We start from the raw sequence: 21258 nt of genomic DNA, 5'->3' as shown, positions 1-21258 counted from the left end.
CAGGTTATGAAATAGAAACATATTCCTTAATCAGTTCCAAAAATGCCTGTACCTGCTTCAATTGAAAGGCCGATTCATACCCTAAGAGCCATGTATCCCGCTTTAACGGCTCGCTATTCTGATTAACAAGGGGAATTTTATATATGTCGGGTCCAGCCTTGGTTAAAGTCACCTGGGGCAGGATGGCATAGCCGATACCGTTAAAAGCCATTTGCTTGCAGGTTTCGATTTGGTCAACCACCACGGTTCTCTTTGGTGATGTTTTGAAATTTCTCATCCACCAATCTTGGATTTCTTGATAATAATTCGAATCGCTTTTAAATTGGATAAACGGCCTGTCCGTTTTCAGAACTTGTTCCGGGCTGGAAATTTCCCTGTCAACCAAAAATAACGGATCGCTGAAAAGGTGGATTTTAACCCCTTTCCAGTCGGGTGTGCCTCGAATAATACCGATATGGACTTGGTCATCATATAGACTGTTTAAGATTTCACTGCTCCATCCGGTCACAAGTGAAATTTTAACTTGTGGATAGGTATCAATATATTGCTTTAACACCTGCGGGAGCCAGTTCTGTCCAACGATGGAGGCGACGGCAATTTTTAGCGTTCCGGATATCCCCTCTTGCATGGAAAAGATAGTCTCCCTGACTTTTTCCTGTTTAGTCAATACTTCATTAACAAAATGGATGACATGCTCCCCGGCCGGGGTTAACGACAAGCCCTTTTGTGAACGAATAAACAATTTCGTCCCCCAATCTTTTTCTATTGTCTGCAGGCGTTGGGATAGTGCCGGCTGTGACACAAACAGCCGTTCCGATGCTTTGCGCATATTCATTTCTTGGGCCAACACGGACAATAGTTGAAACTCAGATAACGAGGACATGGAAACACTCCTTAAAAAAAGCACTGCAAAGCATTCATTCAGTGCCCTGATTTTTTTTTGGGATCCATAAGATGAGCAAAAAGCTTAATATGGCAAATGTAAAGACAACATAATAGACCGTATGTAAAGATAGGGTCAATCCATCCTGCAAAATAGCTCGAGCCGAATTTTTTAGCTCATTCCGATCTGCCGCTTTTAAAAGCGTATTGGCATCATCTATCGTTAACCCTGTCTTTTTTTGGATAAGGTACTGACTTAATCGAGTGTTCAGGATTCCCCCTAAAAGAGCCGCCCCAATGGTATTGCCCAAATTTCTCATAAACATATTGGAAGCTGTAGCAATCCCCCTTTGCTGCCAGCTGACGGAGCTTTGTATTGACACGATAAAGGCAGTAGAGGTTAGCCCCATTCCAATGCCGACTAAGAAGGAACCACATGCAGCCCAAACGGGTCCGGAAGTGGCCGACATCGTCACAAAGGCGAGGCTGCCGATGATTAAGAAAATCCCTCCAATGAGTGATGTTTTCCGGTAGCCAATGGCAACCATCATTTTTCCTGAAGTCGCTGAGGCTATGGGCCATCCAATCGACATCGTGGTCAGGGTAAATCCCGCGATAATAGGGGATTGCTCCATCACCCCTTGCACAAACGTCGGGAGGAAGCTCGATATCCCTATCAGCAGGATACCGGTTGCAAGCGAAGTAATATTGGCAATGAGGATGGGTCTTTGCTTCCAAATCGAAAAAGGCATTATGGGTTCACTGGCTCGCTTTTCTTGTAAGTAAAATCCAAAATAACCAATAAGCGCCAATCCAATTAAACCAAGGACCTGCAAAGAATCCCAGGAAAACCGGCTGCCTCCTTCCACGAGAACAAACATGAACGAAGAAATCGTAATGGTTAACAACATTGCTCCAAGATAATCAATCTTGTGTTTCTTTCTTTGCATATTTTCATGGAAACACAGCCACAATCCGGCCAAGGATAATAATCCAAGTGGCACATTAATCCAGAAAACATATTTCCAGCTCACGTACTGAACAAGCAAACCTCCCACTGCAGGTCCGGTAATGGCGGATATTCCCCAGACACTGGATAAGTACCCTTGAATTTTGGCCCGCTCTTCAGTTGAATAAATATCGCCCACAATAGTAGTCGCTATTGGCGTCACGGCACCTGCACCAAAGCCTTGTATGAGCCTGAAGATAATTAACCAATGCATGGACTTGGCAAAACCGCAGAGGATGGAACCAATCAGGAACATGATAATTCCAAATGACAGCACGGGTTTTCTGCCAAATAAATCAGATAGTTTTCCATAAATTAGAACTGTAACAGAATTCATTAACAAATAGGCAGAAAATATCCAACTGTATAGGGCAAAGCCGCCTAAATCCGCCACAATGGCTGGCATGGCGGTAGAGACAATGGTAGCTTCAATGGCCCCCATAAACATCGCCAGCATAACGGAAACCAAGACAAAAGGACGATTGGTTTGTTTATTTTGCCATTTTCCTTTAAATGAATTCTGTGCCGCTCCATCCATACTGATTCTATTCCTCCGCTCCTATTAAAAAATACAGCCTCCTGATAGGAGGCTTATCTTAAACTGATTATCGACTCATGCTTCTAAATAATTTATCAATATGATTTAAAACCGTGCTTCTTGGCAGAATTCCAGCAAAATAATCATCCTCCGTTTCAATGCACAGAAATGGATGATTAACTAACAGCTCTAAACATTTGTCAAATGGCTCCGATATTTTTACCCGCGGTATGGAAGTTTTCATGACTTCTTCCACACGTTTTTGTTCCAACTGTTCAAATTCAATTCTTTCTAAACCCAGGATTGAGTCCATAATAATCGGTGTGCTGATAAGTCCGTGGAGCTTGTAATGGGGATCCAATACCGGGATAGCCGTGTAACCGCTTTTAGTTAAAACCAAGAGAGCATGCTCCAAGTTATTCCCCATTTGGACATGTGCAACCCGTTCAGATGAAATCATTAAATCTTTTATTTTTAGCTCTAGAAATTCCCCGCTGGGAAGATTAATCATCACAGAAAACTCCTCATGTTTGTTTTTCTACAGACCTATTCTATCACAGATTTCGGGATTACGTTATTAAAATTAACAACAATTTCACGCAAAAAAGGAACCAAATCGGTTCCTTTTATTGAATCAAATCAAATATTTCGATGGTAATCATATCAATATTATCAAATTGATATCGTTTTGGCTTTTCCTTGTCGTTATACACTTCCAGTTCATATGTTTCCGTCTTCGGATGGTATGTTACCTGACACTTTCTTTCTCCGTTTACCTCAAAATACCGTTGGGTAGGTTCACCATTATTTGATTGTTCCTGAAGATTCTTCAGTCTTGTTAAAATACCTTGAAGTTGTGACATAACTCCTGCTCCTTTCAATCACAAACAAGCTTCATCTACTAATAGGTTTCTCGAGTTAGCCTGTTTCTATCCTAATGTATAAATGGTTTCCATGAGTTGGTACCATTTTAAAATAAAACGCCTATAAAAAGAATAAATTAATGAATTCCATTTGTCCAAGTATTTTTTTCATTGAGCTCAAAAAATAGGTCTCCACGCTGTGCAAGAGACCATTCAATAAAAGCTGTCGCTATAAAAAAATAATGAATAAGACTAATGCAAAGAAAATGCCATATGCAACAAAAACCGGATTTTTAATATAAACATTTTTTTGAATGGGCTTAGCGATTTGTGTATCCATATTCCCATCTGCCGTCTTGTGCTGCCTGCTGCTGACTAATGTAAATACTAGGGCAATGGCTAGAATACCTGCAATGACAATCGCTAAAGTCAGTTCAAACAGATTCATGAGTCATTCTCCTTTAACATAATTGTAATGTTAAAATGCCTCCTAGTGGTGGAAACTATGCAAATGGATGCTTACAACAACTCATCATGCTCGAAAAGGTAACGATATGAAATATCAATAAATAGGTAATTGTTTTCGTAAACAGGCAGCGAAAAAGTACGGACTGATTCCCCTGTCTCAATATCACAGTATAAATCAGACAATATCCCTTTTCTGTCATTTCTCATTTTAATGATTGTCTCTAAAAAGTACGGCCGCCAGCTCCAGTTTTTATTTAAATATTCCATCTGTGTGTGCCAGCTGTCATTCCCTTTAAACAAATTCCCAGATACTTGGAACCCATCTTCATCACAAATGTACATTCGAAAAGCCATTTCATCCAATTCTTTTGCAATGGCTTTCAGCAAATCCTCATGGTTTGATTTTTTGTTTTTCAGGAAAATTTCCTGCACCTTTCCCTGCAAAGTCTCGGCTGTTGAATAGACAGCCTCCAGTTTTCGCTTCTCATAAAGATTGAAATCATGGAATTTTTCTTTTAAACGATTTTTCAACAAATCATGTGGCACGAAATCATCAGCAGGCGGTGACAAATAGAAACCTTGGTAGTATCGTCCCCCGTTTTTCCAGGCGAACTGCAATTGATAGCTCATTTCAATATTTTCGAACAGAAGATCCGCTCCGATTTTTCTCGCCAAGAGCGAGATGGCGAACAGCACGTCATTAAAGTTTGTACCCGTTGAAGTGGATTTAAGAGCTTGTAAATTAATTTTTAATATGTCCGGTTCCAGCCGCCCAATCCGTGTAAAAGAATGGCTCTCTCGTCCCAGCCGGGAAATCGCTATTTTGATTCCGTATGTCCGGTAATAGTGCAGCAAATTATCGAATTGATCCAGGTCTCCCCGATAATGATAGTCCGATATTTCCAGAACGATCCTGGATAAACTCAATCCCCGTTTCTCAAATGCCAGAAGCTCATGCAAAAATGCCTCTCCGTGGTCAAACATTAACAAATCGGCATCCCGGTTTAGGAAAATTTTGATCTCTTCTTTTACCCCCAGAGCTTTCTCCAGGGCTTTTTTTACTAAAATCAAATCGACTTCATATTTATATTCGTCCGGTATTTGATCATCATTGAAAAATGGTCCTAAGCTTATTATTTCCCCATCTGAATTGTATCTTCCTAATACTTCATAGGCAATCACAAGCATTTCATCGGCACTAAATATCGGCTGGAAATAGGGAAAAACACTGTCGAGATTAGAGAGAATTTCTAAAGCATCCATCCCGGTACCCCCAAAAAAGATTTTCCTCATTATACCATACGCCAGGTAACCATTGCTCGTTCTTTGCCAAAAGAAAACCATTATAACAAGAAACCATCACTCAAACAATAAACCCAAGCTTTCTGGCGGGAAGCAGAAGTTCCTTTCTCCCGCCGGAGCTTATTAAAAGGAGGGTTGTCGTTGAAAAAGCTGTGGTTGGTTGCATCAATCCTTCCGATGTTTGGCTGCAGTCATTTTGATGAAGACGTGAAAACAAAAACAACACCAGAGCAAACGATACAAGAGGCCGGCTCGGTTACGAATAAAAATCCTCGCAAAACCATAGCTGACCTTGAAAACCAAGTCATACAAGTTAAGAACAACGGCACCGCCACACAATCAGTCCTCTCACCAGCAAAAGAGTCAGCTATGCTGGATGTGGTGTTAATCAAACAAAATCCGGAGTTAAGGTACGGCTGCGAAGTGACCAGTCTTGCTATGATGCTTCGATATGCAGGGGTAAACACGAATAAAATGGAACTTTATCGCATGATAAAAAAAGATCCAGACCCGCTGGTAAGGTCTAACGGCGATATCATCCGCTGGGGCAATCCCCAAGATGGATTTGTAGGAGACATGACAGGTAAAACAGCAGGTTATGCGGCCTTTGACGCACCAATGATCAACTTAATTAATCAAAAGCTTCCTGGCCGGGCCGTCAATTTAACCAATCAACCATTTGACCAGCTCCTCCAGCACGTATCCAATGGTTACCCTGTTGTGGTTTGGACCACAGGCGATTACCGGCTTCCGGACCGCTGGGAAGAGTGGTATCATGGAAATGAATACATTAAGACACCTCTTGACTTGCATGTTGTAGTGTTGGTCGGGTATGATGCCTCTCATGTTTATCTAAACGACCCGCTTTCAGGCAGGAAACAAGCAAGAGTCAATAAGAATCAATTTATTGCTTCCTGGAAAGCTATGCAAAGCCGTGCTGTCAGTTACCGATGATTTTAATGCCATTCCATAAAAAAAGAGCATGCACACAGAGCTATTCTAATTCTGTATGCATGTTCTTTTTAAATTTGGAATAAAAAACATATAAGACCATTTTAGTTGTAAAACAAAAAACTAAAGGGAGGTTCGTGAAAAATGACCCAAAATTGGACAAGAAGAACTCTCTTAAAACGATTATTCGGGGCCATACTGGCTGCTCTCGGTCTGGGTTCAGGGGGTTTTTTTTATGCCAATCGAATTGAGCCGTCCCTGCTTAAAATACAAAACCTGCAAATGAATCACCCGTTAATCCCAAAAAGCTTCGACGGGGTCAAAATTGTCCAATTCAGCGATACGCACTTAGGCTTCCAATATACCCTCCAGCAGTTTGACAAATTAGTGGAAAAAATTAATCAACTAAAACCTGACCTCATTTTCTTCACTGGGGATTTAATGGATGAACCCAACAAGTTTACCCAACTCAATGAACTAATACCAATATTAAAAAGACTGACAGCCCCTTTGGGGAAATACTGCATTTTCGGCAACCACGACCATGGGGGTTATGGCTCTGAACTTTACCGCAATATTATGGAAGCCTCTAATTTTACCGTGCTATTGAATCAATCAAGACAAATCAGGCTGTCGGATGGGAGCAGTATTTGCTTACTCGGCATCGATGACGCTATGCTGGGGCATCCCGATTTTTCGCAAACCTTGAAAAATACTCCAAATCGTCAGTTTAAGCTGCTGCTGTCCCATGCTCCCGACCTCGCAGATACAGCCGCACACTACAGGATCCATTGGCAAATCAGCGGTCATAGTCATGGAGGCCAGGTGAAACTTCCCTTTACAGGGGCACTGGTAACCCCTCCCTTTGGACAAACTTACCCCGAGGGACTATATTTAATCGGTACGGGGCATCGGCTTCATCTCTATGTCAATCGTGGGATTGGGACCACCAGGCTCCCATTTCGATTCATGGCAATGCCGGAATTAACGGTATACACCATGAGGGCAGAAGAATATACAGGCTGATTACTGAAAAAGAGAGATTCTGGCGCTTTTTATTCAGCCTTTGTTAAAAATAGTTCCTCCAACTCATTTTCAGGAATAGGTGGTGAATAAAAATAGCCTTGAATTTTATGGCATCCTGCATTTAATAGGAGATCTTTCTGCAGCTGGTTTTCAACACCCTCGGCAATGACTTCCAGTCCCAGACTTTTTCCCAAATGAATAATGGTGGTAGTAATAGCGGCGTCCTTCTCATCGGTCAGGATATCTCTTATAAAAGATTGATCGATCTTAAGCCCATCAATTGGAAACTGTTTTAAATAACTTAAAGAGGAATAACCCGTACCAAAGTCATCCACTGCAATTGATACACCCAGTTTTTTTAATTTGGTCAAGATTGGGATGGTTTCATTTGTATCACGCATGGCCCCTTCGGTAATTTCTATTTCCAGTGAAGCGGGAGAAATTTGATACTCTTCAATTGCCCTCTCGATAAACGGGACAAGATTCGGCTGCTGAAATTGCTTTGGCGATATATTAATGGCTACACGGATATCGGTATACCCTTTATCATTCCAACGCCTTATTCGACTGCATGCTTGTTCAATCACCCAGTAGCCTATCGAAATAATGAGACCCGTGTCTTCCGCTAATGGGATAAAAACGCTAGGAGGAATATATCCAAGATCTTTACTTTTCCATCTTAAAAGTGCCTCGCAGCTTTTCACCTTCCCGTCCATGACATTGACTTGAGGCTGGTAGAACAAGCAAAGCTCGTGTTTTTCAATTGCTTTTCGAAGCTGTGTTTCCAAGGTTACCATATTGGTATAAACAGAATTCATATCCGTCCGATAAAATTGATAATGGGCTTTTCCCCGTTCCTTCACACGAAAGAGTGCTTCATCTGCATTTTTTATTAACATTTCCGCATCCTTGCCATCCAAAGGATACATGCTGATTCCGATACTTGGGGAAATAAAATATTCTTGAGAATTGAGGTAAAAAGATTGGGAGAAGACATTAAACACCTTGCTGACAAACGAGGTTACAGCCTGCCTGTTTGTTTGAAGCAACATAATATGAAACTCATCGCCTCCGGTCCTGTAAATATGGCAATGATGACTTTGAAACTGCGATAATCTTCCTGACACGCCTTTTAAAATTTCATCCCCCGCCAGGTGCCCAAGTGTGTCATTTAAGTGTTTAAACCGATCCAAATCAATGGAAATGAGTGCAAATACTTGTGTTCTCTTTGAAGGAGAGTAAATTTGAGCATTTAAATGCTCAAGCAAGGCCCTGCGGTTATACAATCCGGTTAATTGATCATGGAATGCCATATATTTAATCAATTCCATGCTTTTTGCTTGTTCGGATAAATCTTTTAAAATAACATAAAGCCCGTCGATTTCCCCATGAATAACAATCGGCGCCGTTTTGATATGGACAATAAGTCGCTGGCCCTTACTGTGGGTGATTTTACAATCCATGGATTCAAGCGAGTATCCTGAACAGGTTTTTTCTATCAGGCTTTTGATTTTATCCAGATCGGTGTCATGGATTAAATCATAGATTGATCTTGATGTCATCTGTTTTTCCGAATAACCGGTCAAGGCAGCGGCAGCGGGATTGGCCTCAAGAATTTTGCCTAGTGGATTAATTGTTAATATGGCATCCAAATTATTATCAACAATGGAACGATACCTCTGCTCATTTCGTGCAATTTTTTTATTCTCTAGCGTTCTTTTCGTGACATCTCTTGTCACCCCGACGACATAAGCAACATTGTTCACATCACTATTTATCGGGGTAAGGATGGTTTCACCGTAAACCTCGTTTCCGCCATGAATAAAGAAATGATCGTCAAATTTCACAATCTCTCCACTCTTTAGCACTTTCTCATACTTTCGTTGAAGGATATCCGCCCGATAATCCGGCAATACTTCTTGAAAAGTTTTTCCGATGGCCTCAATCGACAAGTTTGCTTTATGCATTCCAGACTCATTAATAAACATATAGCGAAAATACGGCCCCTCTTCCACTCTCATCACAAAAACCATATCCTTGATATGTTGAAAAATAATATCAAAAATAATCTTTTGTATTTGCGGGCCGAAATTTCCCGTTACCAGTTCATTTTTTAGAAACTCGTTCAAATGGTTCATCTCATTACCCTCGGGATTTTAAATTTGCTTTACTGAATATTTATTTCTTGATTAATATTTATATTTTACAATGAATTCGGAAGAATGTAATTAAGAATGAATGATTGATTATTTTACAAAAATTTATTACAATTTTGAATTATCGCAGGATAATATGGCTAAAATACCGTTAACACCAGAATAACACCATGTTTGATGTAAAAATTCTGGAGCAATATTTCTATTTTCATGAAAAGACGTTATAATATAGTTGTTCTTAACAAAAGAAAGGAGCCCAAATTTTGAATCCCGATCAGAGGCAGCCCCTAAATAAAACAAGTCTAACCATTGATACCCTCGCTCAAGCAGTCTTTACCGTGAATCGTCATGCCAAGACAGCACCAAACCCCAGATTTCTTTACAAACTTAAACAAGAATCATTAAAAAAATTAATACATGAAGGCAAGGCCAAAAAAATTGGTCTTCATTTTTCCAAAAACCCTCGAAACAGCCAGCAGCAGTCAGATGTTTTGGTTGAATGCGGATTGTATCTTTTCCATATTCCTCCTACCAAAACAGACTTTCATAACCTTCCCCATCTGGGAAAGTTAGATGGAAAGGTAAGAAACCCAAAAGCATCCCTATCACTTCATAGCGCTAAGGCTATTTTGCAATCTTATACAGGAATCACGGAACAGGATCAAGATCCAACAAATCAACGAAAAAAACAGCAAACCTATCAAAAACCAATATTCAAAAAGTTAGGAGAGAGATACTCTTAACCAAAAAATATTAAGAGAACTAATGGAATCATATCTTGAAACATAACAGTTGTTCTCTTTCGTTTGGTATTGATTCCTTTTTGAGTTTTCCTCATTTTTATTCCATCATAACTACTGCCTGGATGCAGATTCACTTCTTGAGAATTTTGTGAACGTTATCACAATTTTATAGACGGCTGGTTCACCCGGCCTTACAATAAAATTGTGGGTAAGGTTCCAACTATCTTTCAAGGGGTGTTTCAAAAATGAGTGGTACTGCGATACTTTTTCAGAAAGAAAATGTTACTTTTATCGAAGATATAGATGTATCCGTCTATGAAGAAATTAAAGAACAATGCGGCTGTACAACATGCAGCTGCAAATTGGAAAATAAAATAGTAAATTTAGGTGCGGCTTCTCCTGTTTTCTGGCATCCCGATGAAGTGGATTGGGATTACGGTTATTAAACTTGACATAAATCCAACCTTCGAACAGTCCCAAATAGCGGACTGTTTTTCATTTTTATGGTAGAATCTAATGCAGCAAGATACTGCTGTATTTTAATTCTATAGGTTGGGAAGGATGGACAACTGTTGGAGCATTTGATTAATAATCGAGTTAAAAATATTGAAATATCGGGAATCCGGAAATTTTCGAATATGGTCGCCAATGTTGAGGGGATGATTTCCTTTACCATTGGTCAGCCTGATTTCCCCACCCCAGAACATGTTAAACAAGCCGGCATAGCGGCAATTGAAAATGATTTTACATCCTATACACATAATGCTGGAACTATTGAACTGAGGAAGGCTGCGAGTGATTTTGTTGCCCAAAAGTATCATCTCCATTATACCCCGGAAACAGAAGTGATCGTTACGCTTGGAGCAAGTGAAGCAATCGATGTGGCGTTTCGAACCATCCTGGAAGAGGGAACGGAGGTATTGCTGCCGGGGCCAGTTTATCCTGGATATGAACCGGTTATCCGGATGATGGGGGCGGTGCCCATTCATGTGGATATTCGGGAACATCAGTTTCGATTTACCTTGGAAGCGATGAAACCATATATTACGGAAAAAACCCGCTGTATTGTGCTTCCCTATCCTTCAAACCCAACTGGTGTGAGTCTCAGTGATGAAGAACTAAAGGAGATTGCTGACTTTGCTAAAGGCAGGAACATTTTTATCCTAGCTGACGAAATTTACAGCGAGCTTACTTTTAACGGTGCTCATACATCCATTGCCCGGTTTATAAAGGAACAGACCATTGTAATTAATGGGTTATCAAAATCCCATTCGATGACAGGATGGAGAATTGGTTTCTTATTTGCCCCGGAAGCAATCGCTAAACACATATTAAAGGTTCATCAGTACAACGTGTCATGCGCTAATTCAATAGCCCAAAAAGCAGCCTACGAGGCGCTGACAGCGGGAATCAATGATGCAGAGACTATGCGGCAGGAATACCAGGCCAGAAGAGATTATGTGCATCAGCGATTGCAAGCGATGGGACTTGAAGCTGTACTACCTGATGGGGCGTTTTACTTTTTTGTAAAAATACCAGCTCGGGTATCATTCAACAGTTTTGATTTTGCTTTTGACCTCGCCCATAAAGCGAAAGTCGCCGTTGTCCCCGGAAGTGCGTTTTCCGATTATGGTGAAGGGTATTTCCGGATATCATTTGCCTGTTCAATGGCCAATTTGCAGGAAGGCTTGGACCGCATTGAAAAGTATCTCAAGAACATTTAAAACTCCTCGCATGGCGAGGAGTTTTTTTTTAAGGATTCATTCCTTTGTATTTACCGTTATTTTTGGCCGCTTTTTCCTTCTTGGCCTTATCGTGATGGATTTTATTCGCAGCAGCTGCTCCCATTTCATGGGCAAATTCTGAGTTTATGGCAGCTGAATCAAAACCTTTTTTGTTTTTTTGCTGTGGATCATTTTTTTTGGTACGTTTCGCCATTATCCATTCCTCCTATCTGTATATTAGTTTCAATTTGACAGGAGGTTTTTATGCTTTCCAATTTGTGCACTGCCATTTAGTTATGCCAATATTTATAAAGAGCCTGTGTGCCGCTATTCTCTTCCCCGCGTTCAGCCAATTGGTCATAAAGCGATTTTGCCAATGCCAATCCAGGTACTTCCATACCCATTTGTTCAGCTTCGTCCAGGGCAATTTTCATGTCTTTAATAAAATGCTTTATGTAGAATCCCGGCTTGAAGTCGCCATTTAACATCCTTGGAGCCAAATTGCTTAATGACCAGCTCCCGGCAGCACCAGTTGTAATGCTTTTTAACACCGCTTCCGGGTCCAAGCCCGCTTTTTCCGCATAAATAATCGCTTCACAGACCCCAATCATATTGGTCGCTATAGCAATTTGGTTGCACATTTTAGTATGCTGTCCCGCACTGGCTTTTCCCTGATGGACCATATTGGTTCCAAGCAGTTGAAGTATTGGCCGGACGGCCTCCACTGCCTTTTCTTCCCCGCCAATCATAATCGAAAGCTTGCCATCCCTTGCCCCGATATCCCCTCCGGAAACAGGAGCATCAATCGCGTGAATTCCCCGCTTACTCGCCTCTTCGGAAATTCTTGCAGCTAGAGATGGGGAGGACGTGGTCATATCAATAAAATAACTTCCTGGCTTTCCGTGAGGGATTAAACCAGTCTCCCCAAGATAAACTTCTTCAACATCCGCAGGATAGCCTACCATAGTAATAACGACTGATGCCTTTTCCGCTATTTCTTTTGGTGTTTCAGCCCAAACGGCTCCTCTTTCCAAGAGTTCAGCCGCTTTTTGTTTGGTCCGGGAGTATACCATTACAGAATAACCCGCATTCATGATATGCGCAGCCATGCTTTTTCCCATAACACCTGTTCCGATAAAACCAACTACTGTTTGTTCCGGTGTAAGCAAAATCATCGTTCCTTTCGTTACCATATTCTTTTTCATTTTAGCACTATAACATGAAAGAATGGCAAAAAAAAACCGGGCAAATACGAATGCTCCGGTATGACTGTCATCCCCCATTACAATTCAGAGGAAAAATTGGTCAAATATGCTCTGCCAAAAACTTCTTTATTGTTATACACCTCAATGGAAACTGCTTGGTTATTTTCGATCATGTCATGAATTTCATGAATATGTAAATCCTGTTTTAAAGGAATCGGCTCCATAAAGATATATTTTTCACTTTTGCCTTTGACATCTATATACTTTCCATTTAATACTTGATCTTCACCATAAACAATCTCTTGCTTCCCGATAGCCGCTGCCAGTTTTTCATCATGAATGGTTACTCTTACCTTGTATAATTGATGTCCCTCTATTATGTCATTGTTAATCCGAAATCTAAATTGGAGTTCATTGTTCTTAGTCAACAAGGTATCCGCATACCGGTTCACAATTAATTGATTGGAAAAGATATGACCGCATCCGCTAATTATAGCAGAAGAAGCAAAGACCATTAAGATAAGCAAAAAGATTCGAATATTGGCACCCAAGCTTACCACTCCTTTATATGTTACCATTGCCAAAAACTTCCGCTGATAAACATTAAAAGAGGTTAGACGCTTAAAAGGCTCAGATTGCTTTAACCATACCTCCATCGACCAAAAACGCGCTGCCTGTCATATATGAATTGGCATCGGATAAAAGGAATGCTGCAACATTAGCAAATTCCTCTGGTGTACCATATCGTTTCAATGGTATAGCCGACCTTGCCTGAGATTCGATAACCCCGATATCTACTCCTTGTTTATCAGCATTTATTTGATCGAGATGTTTTACCCTGTCCGTGGCAATCCTCCCTGGCGCTATCGTGTTTATTAGGATATCAAATGGAGCCAGTTCTGATGCCAGAGTTTTGGAGAGCCCAATAATTCCAGTTCTAAATGTATTCGATAGAATTAAGCCAGGAATCGGTTCCTTAATGGAAGAGGAAGCAATGTTGACGATTTTCCCGCCCCGCTGTTTTAAATATGGAAGAGCCTCTCTAATCATCCGGACATAAGATAATAGATTTAATTCAAACGATGCCTGCCATATTTCGTCAGACAATTCCTCAAATGCCCCAGCGGGCGGTCCACCGGCATTGTTTACTAGCATATCAATCCTTCCAAAGGTCTCCACGGTAACAGCTACAAGTTGTTTAATATCGCCAGGATTTGTAACATCCGCAACTTGGAATACCGCTTTTCCAATACCAATACCATTAAGCCTGTCTGTTCCGGCTTTCAATTTATCTTCCTCGCGCCCGGAAATAACCACGTTTGCCCCTTCCCTGACTAGCCTCTCAGCAATGGCAAACCCTAATCCTTGGCTTGACGCGGCAAGAATAGCCGTTTTTCCAGCTAGGTTCAAATCCATAATTGTTTCTCCTCCTTCTATGTCATGAGATTATTATACAATAAATAAGAAAGTGAAAAGCGGGACAGCTCCCTGTCCCGCTCTGTTTTATATCCGTTTAGAAGGTATGGGCAAGGTCTTTGGCTCGTTCAATGGCATTTGCCTTAATTTCCTCGGCCTTTTCAGGAACAGCATTATGTCCTTCGACAAACAATCCCTCCAAGTTGGGAATCCCAAAAAAACTCATCATAATACTGATATACCGGTGCCCCATTTCCAGTTCCGCTGCCGGCCCTTCTGAATAAAAACCGCCTCTCGCCTGGATATGTAATGCTTTTTTGCCTGTTAACAGACCAATGGGTCCTTCTTGCGTATATTTGAACGTCTTACCGGCAACTGCTACGGAGTCAAGATACGCCTTCATAATTGGTGGAAATGAAAAGTTCCATAAGGGTGTGACAAAAATGTATTTATCAGCGGCGACAAACTGGTCACTTAGCTCGTTTAACCTTCCGACTTTTGCCTTTTCTTCTGCCGAAAGGTCATCAAAGGCCTGCCCGGATCGGAGCTTTCCCCATCCGCTAAACACATCTGCATCAATATACGGGATGTTTTCTTTGTATAAATCAAGATGGATAATCTCGTCATTCGGATTTTCCTGTTTGTAGGTATCAATAAATGCTTTACCTACCGCCATACTGTATGATTGCGATTCATCATGAGGGTGTGCTGTAATGTACAATACCTGCGTCACTTGTTAAACCCCTTTCATCTTTATTGATCTAGTTTCCATTCTAGTTTGAAACGAATGTTTAAAAATTAACCGCAAAAAAGCATAAAAGCAAAATTTTTTTCGTTCTAATCAACAGAGTTTAATAAACCATACTATCGTTTAACTGTGCGAAAAAAATATTTTTTGCTACTTTTCAAAATATTAATGTTGCTAATAGGACTTATAGTGTATAATCATAGGCATAAAGGCCTTCAAGTCTTTGTTGCCTCTTCAATAAATGAGGAATAAAGTCAGGTGTTTGCATAAGTAATTTGTATCAAAATGGTACAATGGTACAAGATAAATCTATCTGGAGGTGAATTTAGCATGGAACAAAAACCATTCCATTATGATGGAAGTTTGCAGCCAAGTCCAACAGAAAACAATCATGCTGTAAATGAACCTTTCTTAATGACGGATGAAATGCGAAAAAATATTGGTAAGAATCCTTACTCTCTTGAAACAAACGAGTAATACGGACTGGGATGGATTTGTCAAACGGCAAATCCTTTTTTATTGCCCAAAAAAAGCGGACAAGACCGGCTGCAGGAGCCGGTCTTGTCCACTTTTCTCATTATAGTTTACTTGACTGCAGCATTGACTGCATCGATTACTTGGTCGGTGGTTTGCATATTAATGACTTCTTGAGCCAGTTTTTCCATTTCCGACTTTTTCAGATTCTTGATGAGTGAACGAGCTTTTAAGATGGATGTAGCACTCATTGAAAATTCATCGAGTCCCAGACCTAAAAGAATCGGAACCGCTGTTTCATCTCCAGCCATCTCACCGCACATGCCTGCCCATTTACCTTCTGCATGGGCTGCATCAATTACCATTTTCACCAATCGCAAAATCGATGGGCTATATGGCTGATATAAATAGGATACACGTTGGTTCATACGATCCGCGGCCATTGTATACTGAATCAAGTCGTTTGTTCCGATACTGAAGAAATCGACTTCTTTCGCAAATTGATCAGCAAGCACCGCTGTAGAAGGGATTTCTACCATAATGCCCAGTTCAATGCTATCAGAAACTTTTTGTCCTTCGGATAACAGCTTTTGTTTTTCCTCTTCTAAAATAGCCTTGGCGTCACGGAACTCCCCTAATGTTGCAATCATTGGGAACATGATTTTCAGGTTTCCATAGGTGCTAGCTCTTAGAAGGGCACGAAGCTGGGTACGGAATATGTCCTGTTCTTCCAAACATAAGCGAATTGCGCGGAATCCCAAGAACGGGTTCATTTCTTTAGGAAGGTTCAAATATGGCAATTCTTTATCCCCGCCAATATCCAATGTCCGGACAACCACAGGTTTCCCGTCCATTCCTTCCAACACAGCCTTGTAAGCCTCAAACTGTTCTTCCTCTGAAGGCATCTGGTCTCTACCCATGTAAAGGAATTCGGTACGATATAGTCCTACCCCTTCACCGCCATTTTCGATAACACCTTTTAAATCCTTAGGGGTACCAATATTGGCCACTAATTCCACATGGTGGCCATCCACAGAAACAGAAGGTTCATTCACCAGTTTTGCCCATTCAGCTTTTTGCTTTTCGAATTGGTCATGGACATTTCGGTATTCTTCCACTAATTCTGGAGTTGGGTTAATATGTACTTCCCCTTTAAGTCCATCAACAATGACTAAATCTCCATTATTAATTTCCTCTGTAGCTGTTTTGGTTCCAACCACTGCAGGAATCTCTAGAGAACGCGCCATAATGGCAGAATGTGAAGTACGTCCGCCGATATTGGTTGTAAAACCTTTTACAAATTGGCGATTCAATTGTGCCGTATCGGATGGTGTTAAATCCTCTGCTACAATAATGACTTCTTCTGCAATCATGCTTGGGTTTGGTAATTGCACGCCTAACAAATGGGCTAAAACACGCTTGGTCACATCGCGGATATCAGCCGCGCGTTCTTTCATGTATTCATTGTCCATTTGCTCGAACATCATGACAAACATATCTGCCGTTTCCTTAAGGGCAGATTCTGCATTTACTTTTTCTGATTGTATTTTATCTTCTATGGGTGTATTTAACTCTGGGTCGCTTAGAACAAGCAAATGGGCTTCAAAGATTGCTGCTTTGTCAGGACCAAGATCTACCTTTGCACGGTCACGAATCACTTCCAGCTCTGATTTTGCCTTCGTGATCGCATTACGGAAGCGTTCAACCTCGGCAGAAGGATTATCGATCGTTTTCTTATCGAAAGAAAGATTCGGTTCCACTAGACGGTAAGCTTTAGCAATAGCAATACCATTGGATGCAGCAATTCCGTTTAAAAAAGCCATTATTCAGCCAAACCTTCTTTTTTCAATAATTCCGCTAGGCTATTTAATGCGTCATCAGCATCATTGCCCTCTGCATTAATTTTGATATCTGCCCCTTTACCGATTCCCAATGACATTACACCCATGATTGATTTTAAATTAACTGTTTTCCCTTTATACTCTAAAGTAATCTCTGAATTGTATCTGCTTGCTGTTTGTACTAGCAATGTTGCCGGTCTTGCGTGAATGCCGGTGTCAGCAACCACATGAAATTGTTTTTCTGCCATTATCAATCAAACTCCTTTAAAATAAAATCAGCAAAAAGGGAATTCCTTTTTCTATTTTGGCTTTGATTAGCCATTTCATACAAGTGATAGAATAGCATTTTTCTACATGTCTCGACAACTAGAAAAGCTCAAAATTTGTGAATTAATGAGCGATAATCAATTTCTATTTATATTTTCCTAATTTTGGTACAAAAAACGTTGTTTTTGTAGAATTTTCAAAATATTTCTTCACTTATTTTGGCGAGCTTGCCTGTTTTTTATTTATTTTTTACGAGATCTTTCAATTGCTGTTTTAAGCTTAGAATTTCTTGCTTCATGATGGCTTGCTCTTCTACGGAGGCATGACCTCCGCCGTACCTGACCTTTTGATAAATTTCTTTTGATATTTCGGAACTTGCCACACCAATTCTCTCCCACCATTCGCCTATAGTTTCATATGGCAACCGGCCCAAATGGAGTTTTTCAGCGTATTTTTCCAATTCGAAAATCTCCCTTCTGATACTATCACCAGGGGGGATCCGCTTTTTACGGTTTCGAATAAGTGGGCGTGGAATGGTCTCTTGTAAGATTCCCACCGTGCTTATGGAATTACCCAGCTGGCGGGAATTCCTCCATTTCCTTTTTATCATAAAGAATACGAAAAAAGCGGCTATCAATATGAATAGTATGGTCAACAATTTTTCCGAAAAGAGAAAGGAATGATCAACATATTCCCCTGCTCCCCCCGTTAATTCAGCAGGCTTAGGATTAAATTGACTACTACCATGTTTAAATAGGCTTAATATAAATTGAATCAGTTCAAAAGCAGGGACGACAAGGATAGAAAACAGCCAAGCAACTGATTGTAAAATTCCAAAAAAGCCGATTTGAATCACTTTATAAAGGAAAGTGACCGACAAGCCAACCGACAACATAATCGCCATAAGCTTTGCAAAGTAAATGACAAATTTTGCTTTATCGTTCATAATCGTAAGCCATTTATTCAAAAAGCCGCCAAATAAGACCAAAACCAGTTGATAAATAAGAAAATAAATCAGATAGCTCTGATATGGATAATTTTCCATACTTGAATAAATAATGGCCATCATACCCATTAAAAAGGAAAGTAACAGTATTAATGCATGGGTGTGACGGAAAAGATCTTCATATAATGAAATCCCCCGCCAATAAATAAACAAAGCTAAAAGCGCCAATATAAACAGTGATAGCCCCGTCAGGTTCCCGACAATGAATATAGCAGGAATAAGCAAGAGAAAGAAAATATATCTTGCTTTAGTTTGCATTTTCTCCAAGGCGACAATAAAAGCTACGAAACCGGTAACACCTATAGCCAGAAAAGCAATGATTGGCGGTAATTCTTTACTATTGATAAAAAGTAGGAAGAGACCCAGAATACAAGTGGATAATTCAAGATTGAATTGATAGGTTCGAAGGGCAAGCGCTTTTATCATGGGACTTGCCTCCCTTGCCCTATCCTTAGCGGTTCAATACGCCCCTGCCCATTTTCAATTAGCAGCTCAAATAGCTGGACCCCTTTTTGAAATTCTCTAAATAACAAGGGATTGGTCTCTTCCGTCCTGATGCCGGCATGAATCAATACTGGCTGGCTGGCCATGTGGCGCTGGTGAAACGCCAGCATTGCCTGATAAGGGATGCTGGTACTGTATGTACTAATCGATGCTAAAATCTCAAGAACTCTTTGCAGATGCTCTTTCCCTTCTGCTTTAGGCAAATAAATAAACGGGACTCTTCCGGAGGTCCGCACGTTTATGCATAGCGTATAAGCGATGTTTCTATGAAAGGCAAAATAAGCAAATTCAGCAATGCTGCTCAAGTAGGCTTCAAGATTCCCTGTTATGGAATGGCCATTAGAAATATTAAGGGCAATCATTGCTCCGTTTTCGGTTATCTTTTCATATATTTTAGTTTGAAGAGTTTGCCTTTTGGCCGTCGCCTTCCAGTGAATTTGATTAAAGCTATCCGTAGGGACATAATTTCTGGTTCCAACGTGGCCAAGTCGATGCTCATAAATAGATTGGGAGGCCGGATTTTCCCCTTGACGGACCGAAATCTGCTCCTTCAATCCTTTAACGGGAATAGGATTGGGATAAACGACCGCTTGCTGATTGATAAACGACTCAAACTCTAACCTGGTTTCTCCAAAACCAAACAAACTTGGTATATTCAGTTCAAGCTTCCGGATTTTTGCGATACCTCTGGCTTTAGCCGTAAAAGGGACAACAAGCTCCTTAGTTTGGCCTGTAAAGGCAGAAAAAGGAACAGAAATCTCGTGGTTCCGCAGGCTAGGGCTTGTACTGACCCCTTCAGGAGCCACAAAACAGTCAAAGCTGATTCTCAATTCGCCTTTTAAAATAGGAACCCCCTGATTCCGGAATATGAATCTCCATTTCCCTTTTTCATCAATAAACAACCGGTATTTTTCATTTGAATTATCAAATTCAAACAAATGACCCGCTTTTTTAAGGTAAACACGATTGATGATGACTGCCGAAAGAAAAAAGACAGCCAGAAACAATACTAGTTTCGATTGCATATACAGGCTGATGAGGATCAGGAGAAGCGCCACAGCGATGATTCCGGAAATTTTCCCCTCCTCTATTACATATTTGTTCCATTTCATCCAGTTGCACCTGCTTCAACCGGAACAGGAATCGAACCGATAATTCCTGTAATGACTTCCTCAGGCGTTTTCGTTAACGCTCCTTCAATCGACAGATGGATCCGATGGCCTAAAACAAAAGGAGCCACGTATTTTACATCATCTGGAATTACATAATTTCGTCCGTTCAAAAAGGCTTTTCCCTGTGAAGCCCTCATTAACGCCAGTGTTCCCCGTGGGCTAACGCCCAGTTCAATATCATGATGATTACGTGTTTCTCTGACGATAGCCAAAAGATAAGCTTCTATATCCTCAGAAATCCCGGTTTCATTTACAGCGATTTTTAACTCTTTCACTTCATTAACGCTAAATACCTGGGATGATTCTTCCTTTCCTTGCTTCCCGCGGTGAATCTGCATCATTTTCCGCTCATCCTTATAGGCGGGATAGTCCACTTTAAGCTTCATAAAAAAACGATCCATTTGGGCTGCAGGCAGCGGAAACGTTCCTTGTTGGGATTCGACGGGGTTCTGTGTGGCAATCACCATAAATGGCATTTCCAGCTGAAGCGTGATTCCATCAATTGTTACCTGCTTTTCTTCCATTACCTCTAACAAACTGGACTGTGTTCTAGGGGTCGCCCGATTAATCTCATCTGCCAGCACCACATTGGCCATAATAGGACCTGGCCGCAATTCAAACTCTTGTATCTTCGGATTAAAGAACTGAATCCCTGTAATATCGCTTGGCAGAACATCCGGAGTAAATTGGACTCGGGAAAATTGCCCGCCAATAGCGGCTGCAAAGCTTTTAGCCAGCATGGTTTTCCCTGTTCCAGGAACACTTTCCAGTAAAATATGCCCGTCGAATAATAAAGCAATGGCCATCAATTCTATTTCCAATTCTCTACCTACGATTACTTTGCCTATTTCTTGTTTTAATTGATTTATTTTTTCGGTTAGCAGCATGCATTCAACTCCCATGTTATAGTTCCGTATCCCCATTTTAACAAAATTTATGAATATTCACATACTTCTAGTCACA

At 40.7% G+C, this 21258-nt stretch carries 23 protein-coding genes; 6 read left to right on the top strand and 17 right to left on the bottom strand.

Annotated elements, in window-relative coordinates; all coding sequences use genetic code 11:
• Positions 1-4 precede the first annotated feature (4 nt).
• The 6 genes from ACY8D0_RS03505 to ACY8D0_RS03480 all read right to left on the bottom strand — a co-directional run bounded on the left by ACY8D0_RS03505 (position 5) and on the right by ACY8D0_RS03480 (position 5023).
• Positions 5-883 carry a transcriptional regulator CcpC gene (locus ACY8D0_RS03505; RefSeq protein WP_462409099.1) on the bottom strand — a complete coding sequence of 293 codons (879 nt, stop codon included), beginning with the start codon at positions 881-883 and terminating at the stop codon, positions 5-7.
• A gap of 34 nt (positions 884-917) precedes the next feature.
• Entirely contained in the window at positions 918-2429 is a 1512-nt protein-coding gene (locus ACY8D0_RS03500) for an MDR family MFS transporter (RefSeq protein WP_462409098.1), read from the bottom strand.
• Between the two features lie 67 nt (positions 2430-2496).
• Positions 2497-2940 (bottom strand): cyclic-di-AMP-binding protein CbpB, encoded by a 444-nt coding sequence (cbpB, locus tag ACY8D0_RS03495; RefSeq protein ID WP_462409097.1) that lies wholly within the window; start codon positions 2938-2940, stop codon positions 2497-2499.
• 115 nt (positions 2941-3055) lie between these two features.
• Positions 3056-3292, bottom strand: coding sequence for a YkuJ family protein (locus ACY8D0_RS03490; protein ID WP_042455977.1), 237 nt, complete (start codon positions 3290-3292; stop codon positions 3056-3058).
• 229 nt (positions 3293-3521) lie between these two features.
• The gene (locus ACY8D0_RS03485) at positions 3522-3740 is read right to left on the bottom strand and encodes a hypothetical protein (RefSeq protein WP_462409096.1); all 219 of its coding nucleotides are present in this window, start codon (positions 3738-3740) and stop codon (positions 3522-3524) included.
• 71 nt (positions 3741-3811) lie between these two features.
• Complete coding sequence (locus ACY8D0_RS03480; RefSeq protein WP_462409095.1) at positions 3812-5023, bottom strand: EAL-associated domain-containing protein; 1212 nt, start codon at positions 5021-5023, stop codon at positions 3812-3814.
• 180 nt (positions 5024-5203) lie between these two features.
• Between ACY8D0_RS03480 and ACY8D0_RS03475 the strand changes: the two genes are divergently transcribed.
• Entirely contained in the window at positions 5204-6016 is an 813-nt protein-coding gene (locus ACY8D0_RS03475; RefSeq protein ID WP_462409094.1) for a C39 family peptidase, read from the top strand.
• Positions 6017-6157: 141 nt separating this feature from the next.
• Positions 6158-7039, top strand: a complete 882-nt coding sequence (locus ACY8D0_RS03470; RefSeq protein ID WP_462409093.1) for a metallophosphoesterase — start codon at positions 6158-6160, stop codon at positions 7037-7039.
• 29 nt (positions 7040-7068) lie between these two features.
• Here the strand turns inward: ACY8D0_RS03470 and ACY8D0_RS03465 are convergent, their stop codons facing one another.
• Positions 7069-9177 (bottom strand): EAL domain-containing protein, encoded by a 2109-nt coding sequence (locus ACY8D0_RS03465; protein WP_462409092.1) that lies wholly within the window; start codon positions 9175-9177, stop codon positions 7069-7071.
• Between the two features lie 281 nt (positions 9178-9458).
• Here ACY8D0_RS03465 and ACY8D0_RS03460 point away from each other — a divergent pair, with 281 nt between their 5' ends.
• The 3 genes from ACY8D0_RS03460 to ACY8D0_RS03450 all read left to right on the top strand — a co-directional run bounded on the left by ACY8D0_RS03460 (position 9459) and on the right by ACY8D0_RS03450 (position 11662).
• Positions 9459-9938, top strand: a complete 480-nt coding sequence (locus ACY8D0_RS03460; RefSeq protein ID WP_462409091.1) for a YkyB family protein — start codon at positions 9459-9461, stop codon at positions 9936-9938.
• A 245-nt stretch (positions 9939-10183) separates the two neighbouring features.
• On the top strand, positions 10184-10384 hold the full coding sequence (locus ACY8D0_RS03455; protein ID WP_462409090.1) for a hypothetical protein: 201 nt from the start codon (positions 10184-10186) through the stop codon (positions 10382-10384).
• A gap of 126 nt (positions 10385-10510) precedes the next feature.
• Positions 10511-11662: an aminotransferase A gene (locus tag ACY8D0_RS03450; RefSeq protein ID WP_462409089.1), complete on the top strand. Its 1152-nt coding sequence runs from the start codon at positions 10511-10513 to the stop codon at positions 11660-11662.
• A 28-nt stretch (positions 11663-11690) separates the two neighbouring features.
• Here ACY8D0_RS03450 and ACY8D0_RS03445 read toward each other — a convergent pair whose 3' ends face one another.
• The 5 genes from ACY8D0_RS03445 to ACY8D0_RS03425 all read right to left on the bottom strand — a co-directional run bounded on the left by ACY8D0_RS03445 (position 11691) and on the right by ACY8D0_RS03425 (position 15016).
• On the bottom strand, positions 11691-11876 hold the full coding sequence (locus tag ACY8D0_RS03445; RefSeq protein WP_462409088.1) for a hypothetical protein: 186 nt from the start codon (positions 11874-11876) through the stop codon (positions 11691-11693).
• Between the two features lie 76 nt (positions 11877-11952).
• Positions 11953-12867: an NAD(P)-dependent oxidoreductase gene (locus ACY8D0_RS03440; protein WP_462409087.1), complete on the bottom strand. Its 915-nt coding sequence runs from the start codon at positions 12865-12867 to the stop codon at positions 11953-11955.
• Between the two features lie 77 nt (positions 12868-12944).
• Positions 12945-13445 carry a hypothetical protein gene (locus tag ACY8D0_RS03435; protein ID WP_462409086.1) on the bottom strand — a complete coding sequence of 167 codons (501 nt, stop codon included), beginning with the start codon at positions 13443-13445 and terminating at the stop codon, positions 12945-12947.
• Positions 13446-13497: 52 nt separating this feature from the next.
• Positions 13498-14283, bottom strand: a complete 786-nt coding sequence (locus tag ACY8D0_RS03430; RefSeq protein WP_462409085.1) for an SDR family oxidoreductase — start codon at positions 14281-14283, stop codon at positions 13498-13500.
• Between the two features lie 97 nt (positions 14284-14380).
• Entirely contained in the window at positions 14381-15016 is a 636-nt protein-coding gene (locus ACY8D0_RS03425) for an FMN-dependent NADH-azoreductase (RefSeq protein ID WP_462409084.1), read from the bottom strand.
• A 345-nt stretch (positions 15017-15361) separates the two neighbouring features.
• On the opposite strand from ACY8D0_RS03425, the gene ACY8D0_RS03420 reads away from it, so the two are divergent.
• Positions 15362-15508: a hypothetical protein gene (locus tag ACY8D0_RS03420; RefSeq protein WP_462409083.1), complete on the top strand. Its 147-nt coding sequence runs from the start codon at positions 15362-15364 to the stop codon at positions 15506-15508.
• A gap of 107 nt (positions 15509-15615) precedes the next feature.
• On the opposite strand, the gene ptsP is transcribed toward ACY8D0_RS03420, so the two are convergent.
• From ptsP to ACY8D0_RS03395, 5 genes are all read right to left on the bottom strand, one after another.
• Positions 15616-17328, bottom strand: coding sequence for a phosphoenolpyruvate--protein phosphotransferase (gene ptsP / locus ACY8D0_RS03415; RefSeq protein ID WP_462409082.1), 1713 nt, complete (start codon positions 17326-17328; stop codon positions 15616-15618).
• Entirely contained in the window at positions 17328-17594 is a 267-nt protein-coding gene (locus ACY8D0_RS03410) for a phosphocarrier protein HPr (RefSeq protein WP_462409081.1), read from the bottom strand. The genes ptsP and ACY8D0_RS03410 overlap by 1 nt, the downstream gene beginning before the upstream one ends.
• Positions 17595-17851: 257 nt before the next feature.
• A complete protein-coding gene (locus ACY8D0_RS03405) occupies positions 17852-19045 on the bottom strand; it encodes a hypothetical protein (protein WP_462409080.1) in 1194 nt (397 codons plus the stop codon).
• Complete coding sequence (locus tag ACY8D0_RS03400; RefSeq protein WP_462409079.1) at positions 19042-20235, bottom strand: DUF58 domain-containing protein; 1194 nt, start codon at positions 20233-20235, stop codon at positions 19042-19044. The genes ACY8D0_RS03405 and ACY8D0_RS03400 overlap by 4 nt, the downstream gene beginning before the upstream one ends.
• Entirely contained in the window at positions 20232-21182 is a 951-nt protein-coding gene (locus ACY8D0_RS03395; protein WP_462409078.1) for an AAA family ATPase, read from the bottom strand. The genes ACY8D0_RS03400 and ACY8D0_RS03395 overlap by 4 nt, the downstream gene beginning before the upstream one ends.
• Positions 21183-21258 lie beyond the last annotated feature (76 nt).

The organism is Neobacillus camarae, from assembly GCF_054950115.1.
The sequence above is the reverse complement of the archived record's forward strand: the minus strand, read 5'-3'. Positions and strand labels throughout refer to the sequence as shown.

Coding starts and splice junctions, on each gene's coding strand:
- ACY8D0_RS03505 (WP_462409099.1), bottom strand. CDS start 883: ATGTCCTCGTTATCTGAGTTTCAACTATTGTCCGTGTTGGCCCAAGAA.
- ACY8D0_RS03500 (WP_462409098.1), bottom strand. CDS start 2,429: ATGGATGGAGCGGCACAGAATTCATTTAAAGGAAAATGGCAAAATAAA.
- cbpB (WP_462409097.1), bottom strand. CDS start 2,940: ATGATTAATCTTCCCAGCGGGGAATTTCTAGAGCTAAAAATAAAAGAT.
- ACY8D0_RS03490 (WP_042455977.1), bottom strand. CDS start 3,292: ATGTCACAACTTCAAGGTATTTTAACAAGACTGAAGAATCTTCAGGAA.
- ACY8D0_RS03485 (WP_462409096.1), bottom strand. CDS start 3,740: ATGAATCTGTTTGAACTGACTTTAGCGATTGTCATTGCAGGTATTCTA.
- ACY8D0_RS03480 (WP_462409095.1), bottom strand. CDS start 5,023: ATGGATGCTTTAGAAATTCTCTCTAATCTCGACAGTGTTTTTCCCTAT.
- ACY8D0_RS03470 (WP_462409093.1), top strand. CDS start 6,158: ATGACCCAAAATTGGACAAGAAGAACTCTCTTAAAACGATTATTCGGG.
- ACY8D0_RS03465 (WP_462409092.1), bottom strand. CDS start 9,177: ATGAACCATTTGAACGAGTTTCTAAAAAATGAACTGGTAACGGGAAAT.
- ACY8D0_RS03455 (WP_462409090.1), top strand. CDS start 10,184: ATGAGTGGTACTGCGATACTTTTTCAGAAAGAAAATGTTACTTTTATC.
- ACY8D0_RS03445 (WP_462409088.1), bottom strand. CDS start 11,876: ATGGCGAAACGTACCAAAAAAAATGATCCACAGCAAAAAAACAAAAAA.
- ACY8D0_RS03440 (WP_462409087.1), bottom strand. CDS start 12,867: ATGAAAAAGAATATGGTAACGAAAGGAACGATGATTTTGCTTACACCG.
- ACY8D0_RS03435 (WP_462409086.1), bottom strand. CDS start 13,445: ATGGTAACATATAAAGGAGTGGTAAGCTTGGGTGCCAATATTCGAATC.
- ACY8D0_RS03430 (WP_462409085.1), bottom strand. CDS start 14,283: ATGGATTTGAACCTAGCTGGAAAAACGGCTATTCTTGCCGCGTCAAGC.
- ACY8D0_RS03420 (WP_462409083.1), top strand. CDS start 15,362: ATGGAACAAAAACCATTCCATTATGATGGAAGTTTGCAGCCAAGTCCA.
- ptsP (WP_462409082.1), bottom strand. CDS start 17,328: ATGGCTTTTTTAAACGGAATTGCTGCATCCAATGGTATTGCTATTGCT.
- ACY8D0_RS03410 (WP_462409081.1), bottom strand. CDS start 17,594: ATGGCAGAAAAACAATTTCATGTGGTTGCTGACACCGGCATTCACGCA.
- ACY8D0_RS03405 (WP_462409080.1), bottom strand. CDS start 19,045: ATGATAAAAGCGCTTGCCCTTCGAACCTATCAATTCAATCTTGAATTA.
- ACY8D0_RS03400 (WP_462409079.1), bottom strand. CDS start 20,235: ATGAAATGGAACAAATATGTAATAGAGGAGGGGAAAATTTCCGGAATC.
- ACY8D0_RS03395 (WP_462409078.1), bottom strand. CDS start 21,182: ATGCTGCTAACCGAAAAAATAAATCAATTAAAACAAGAAATAGGCAAA.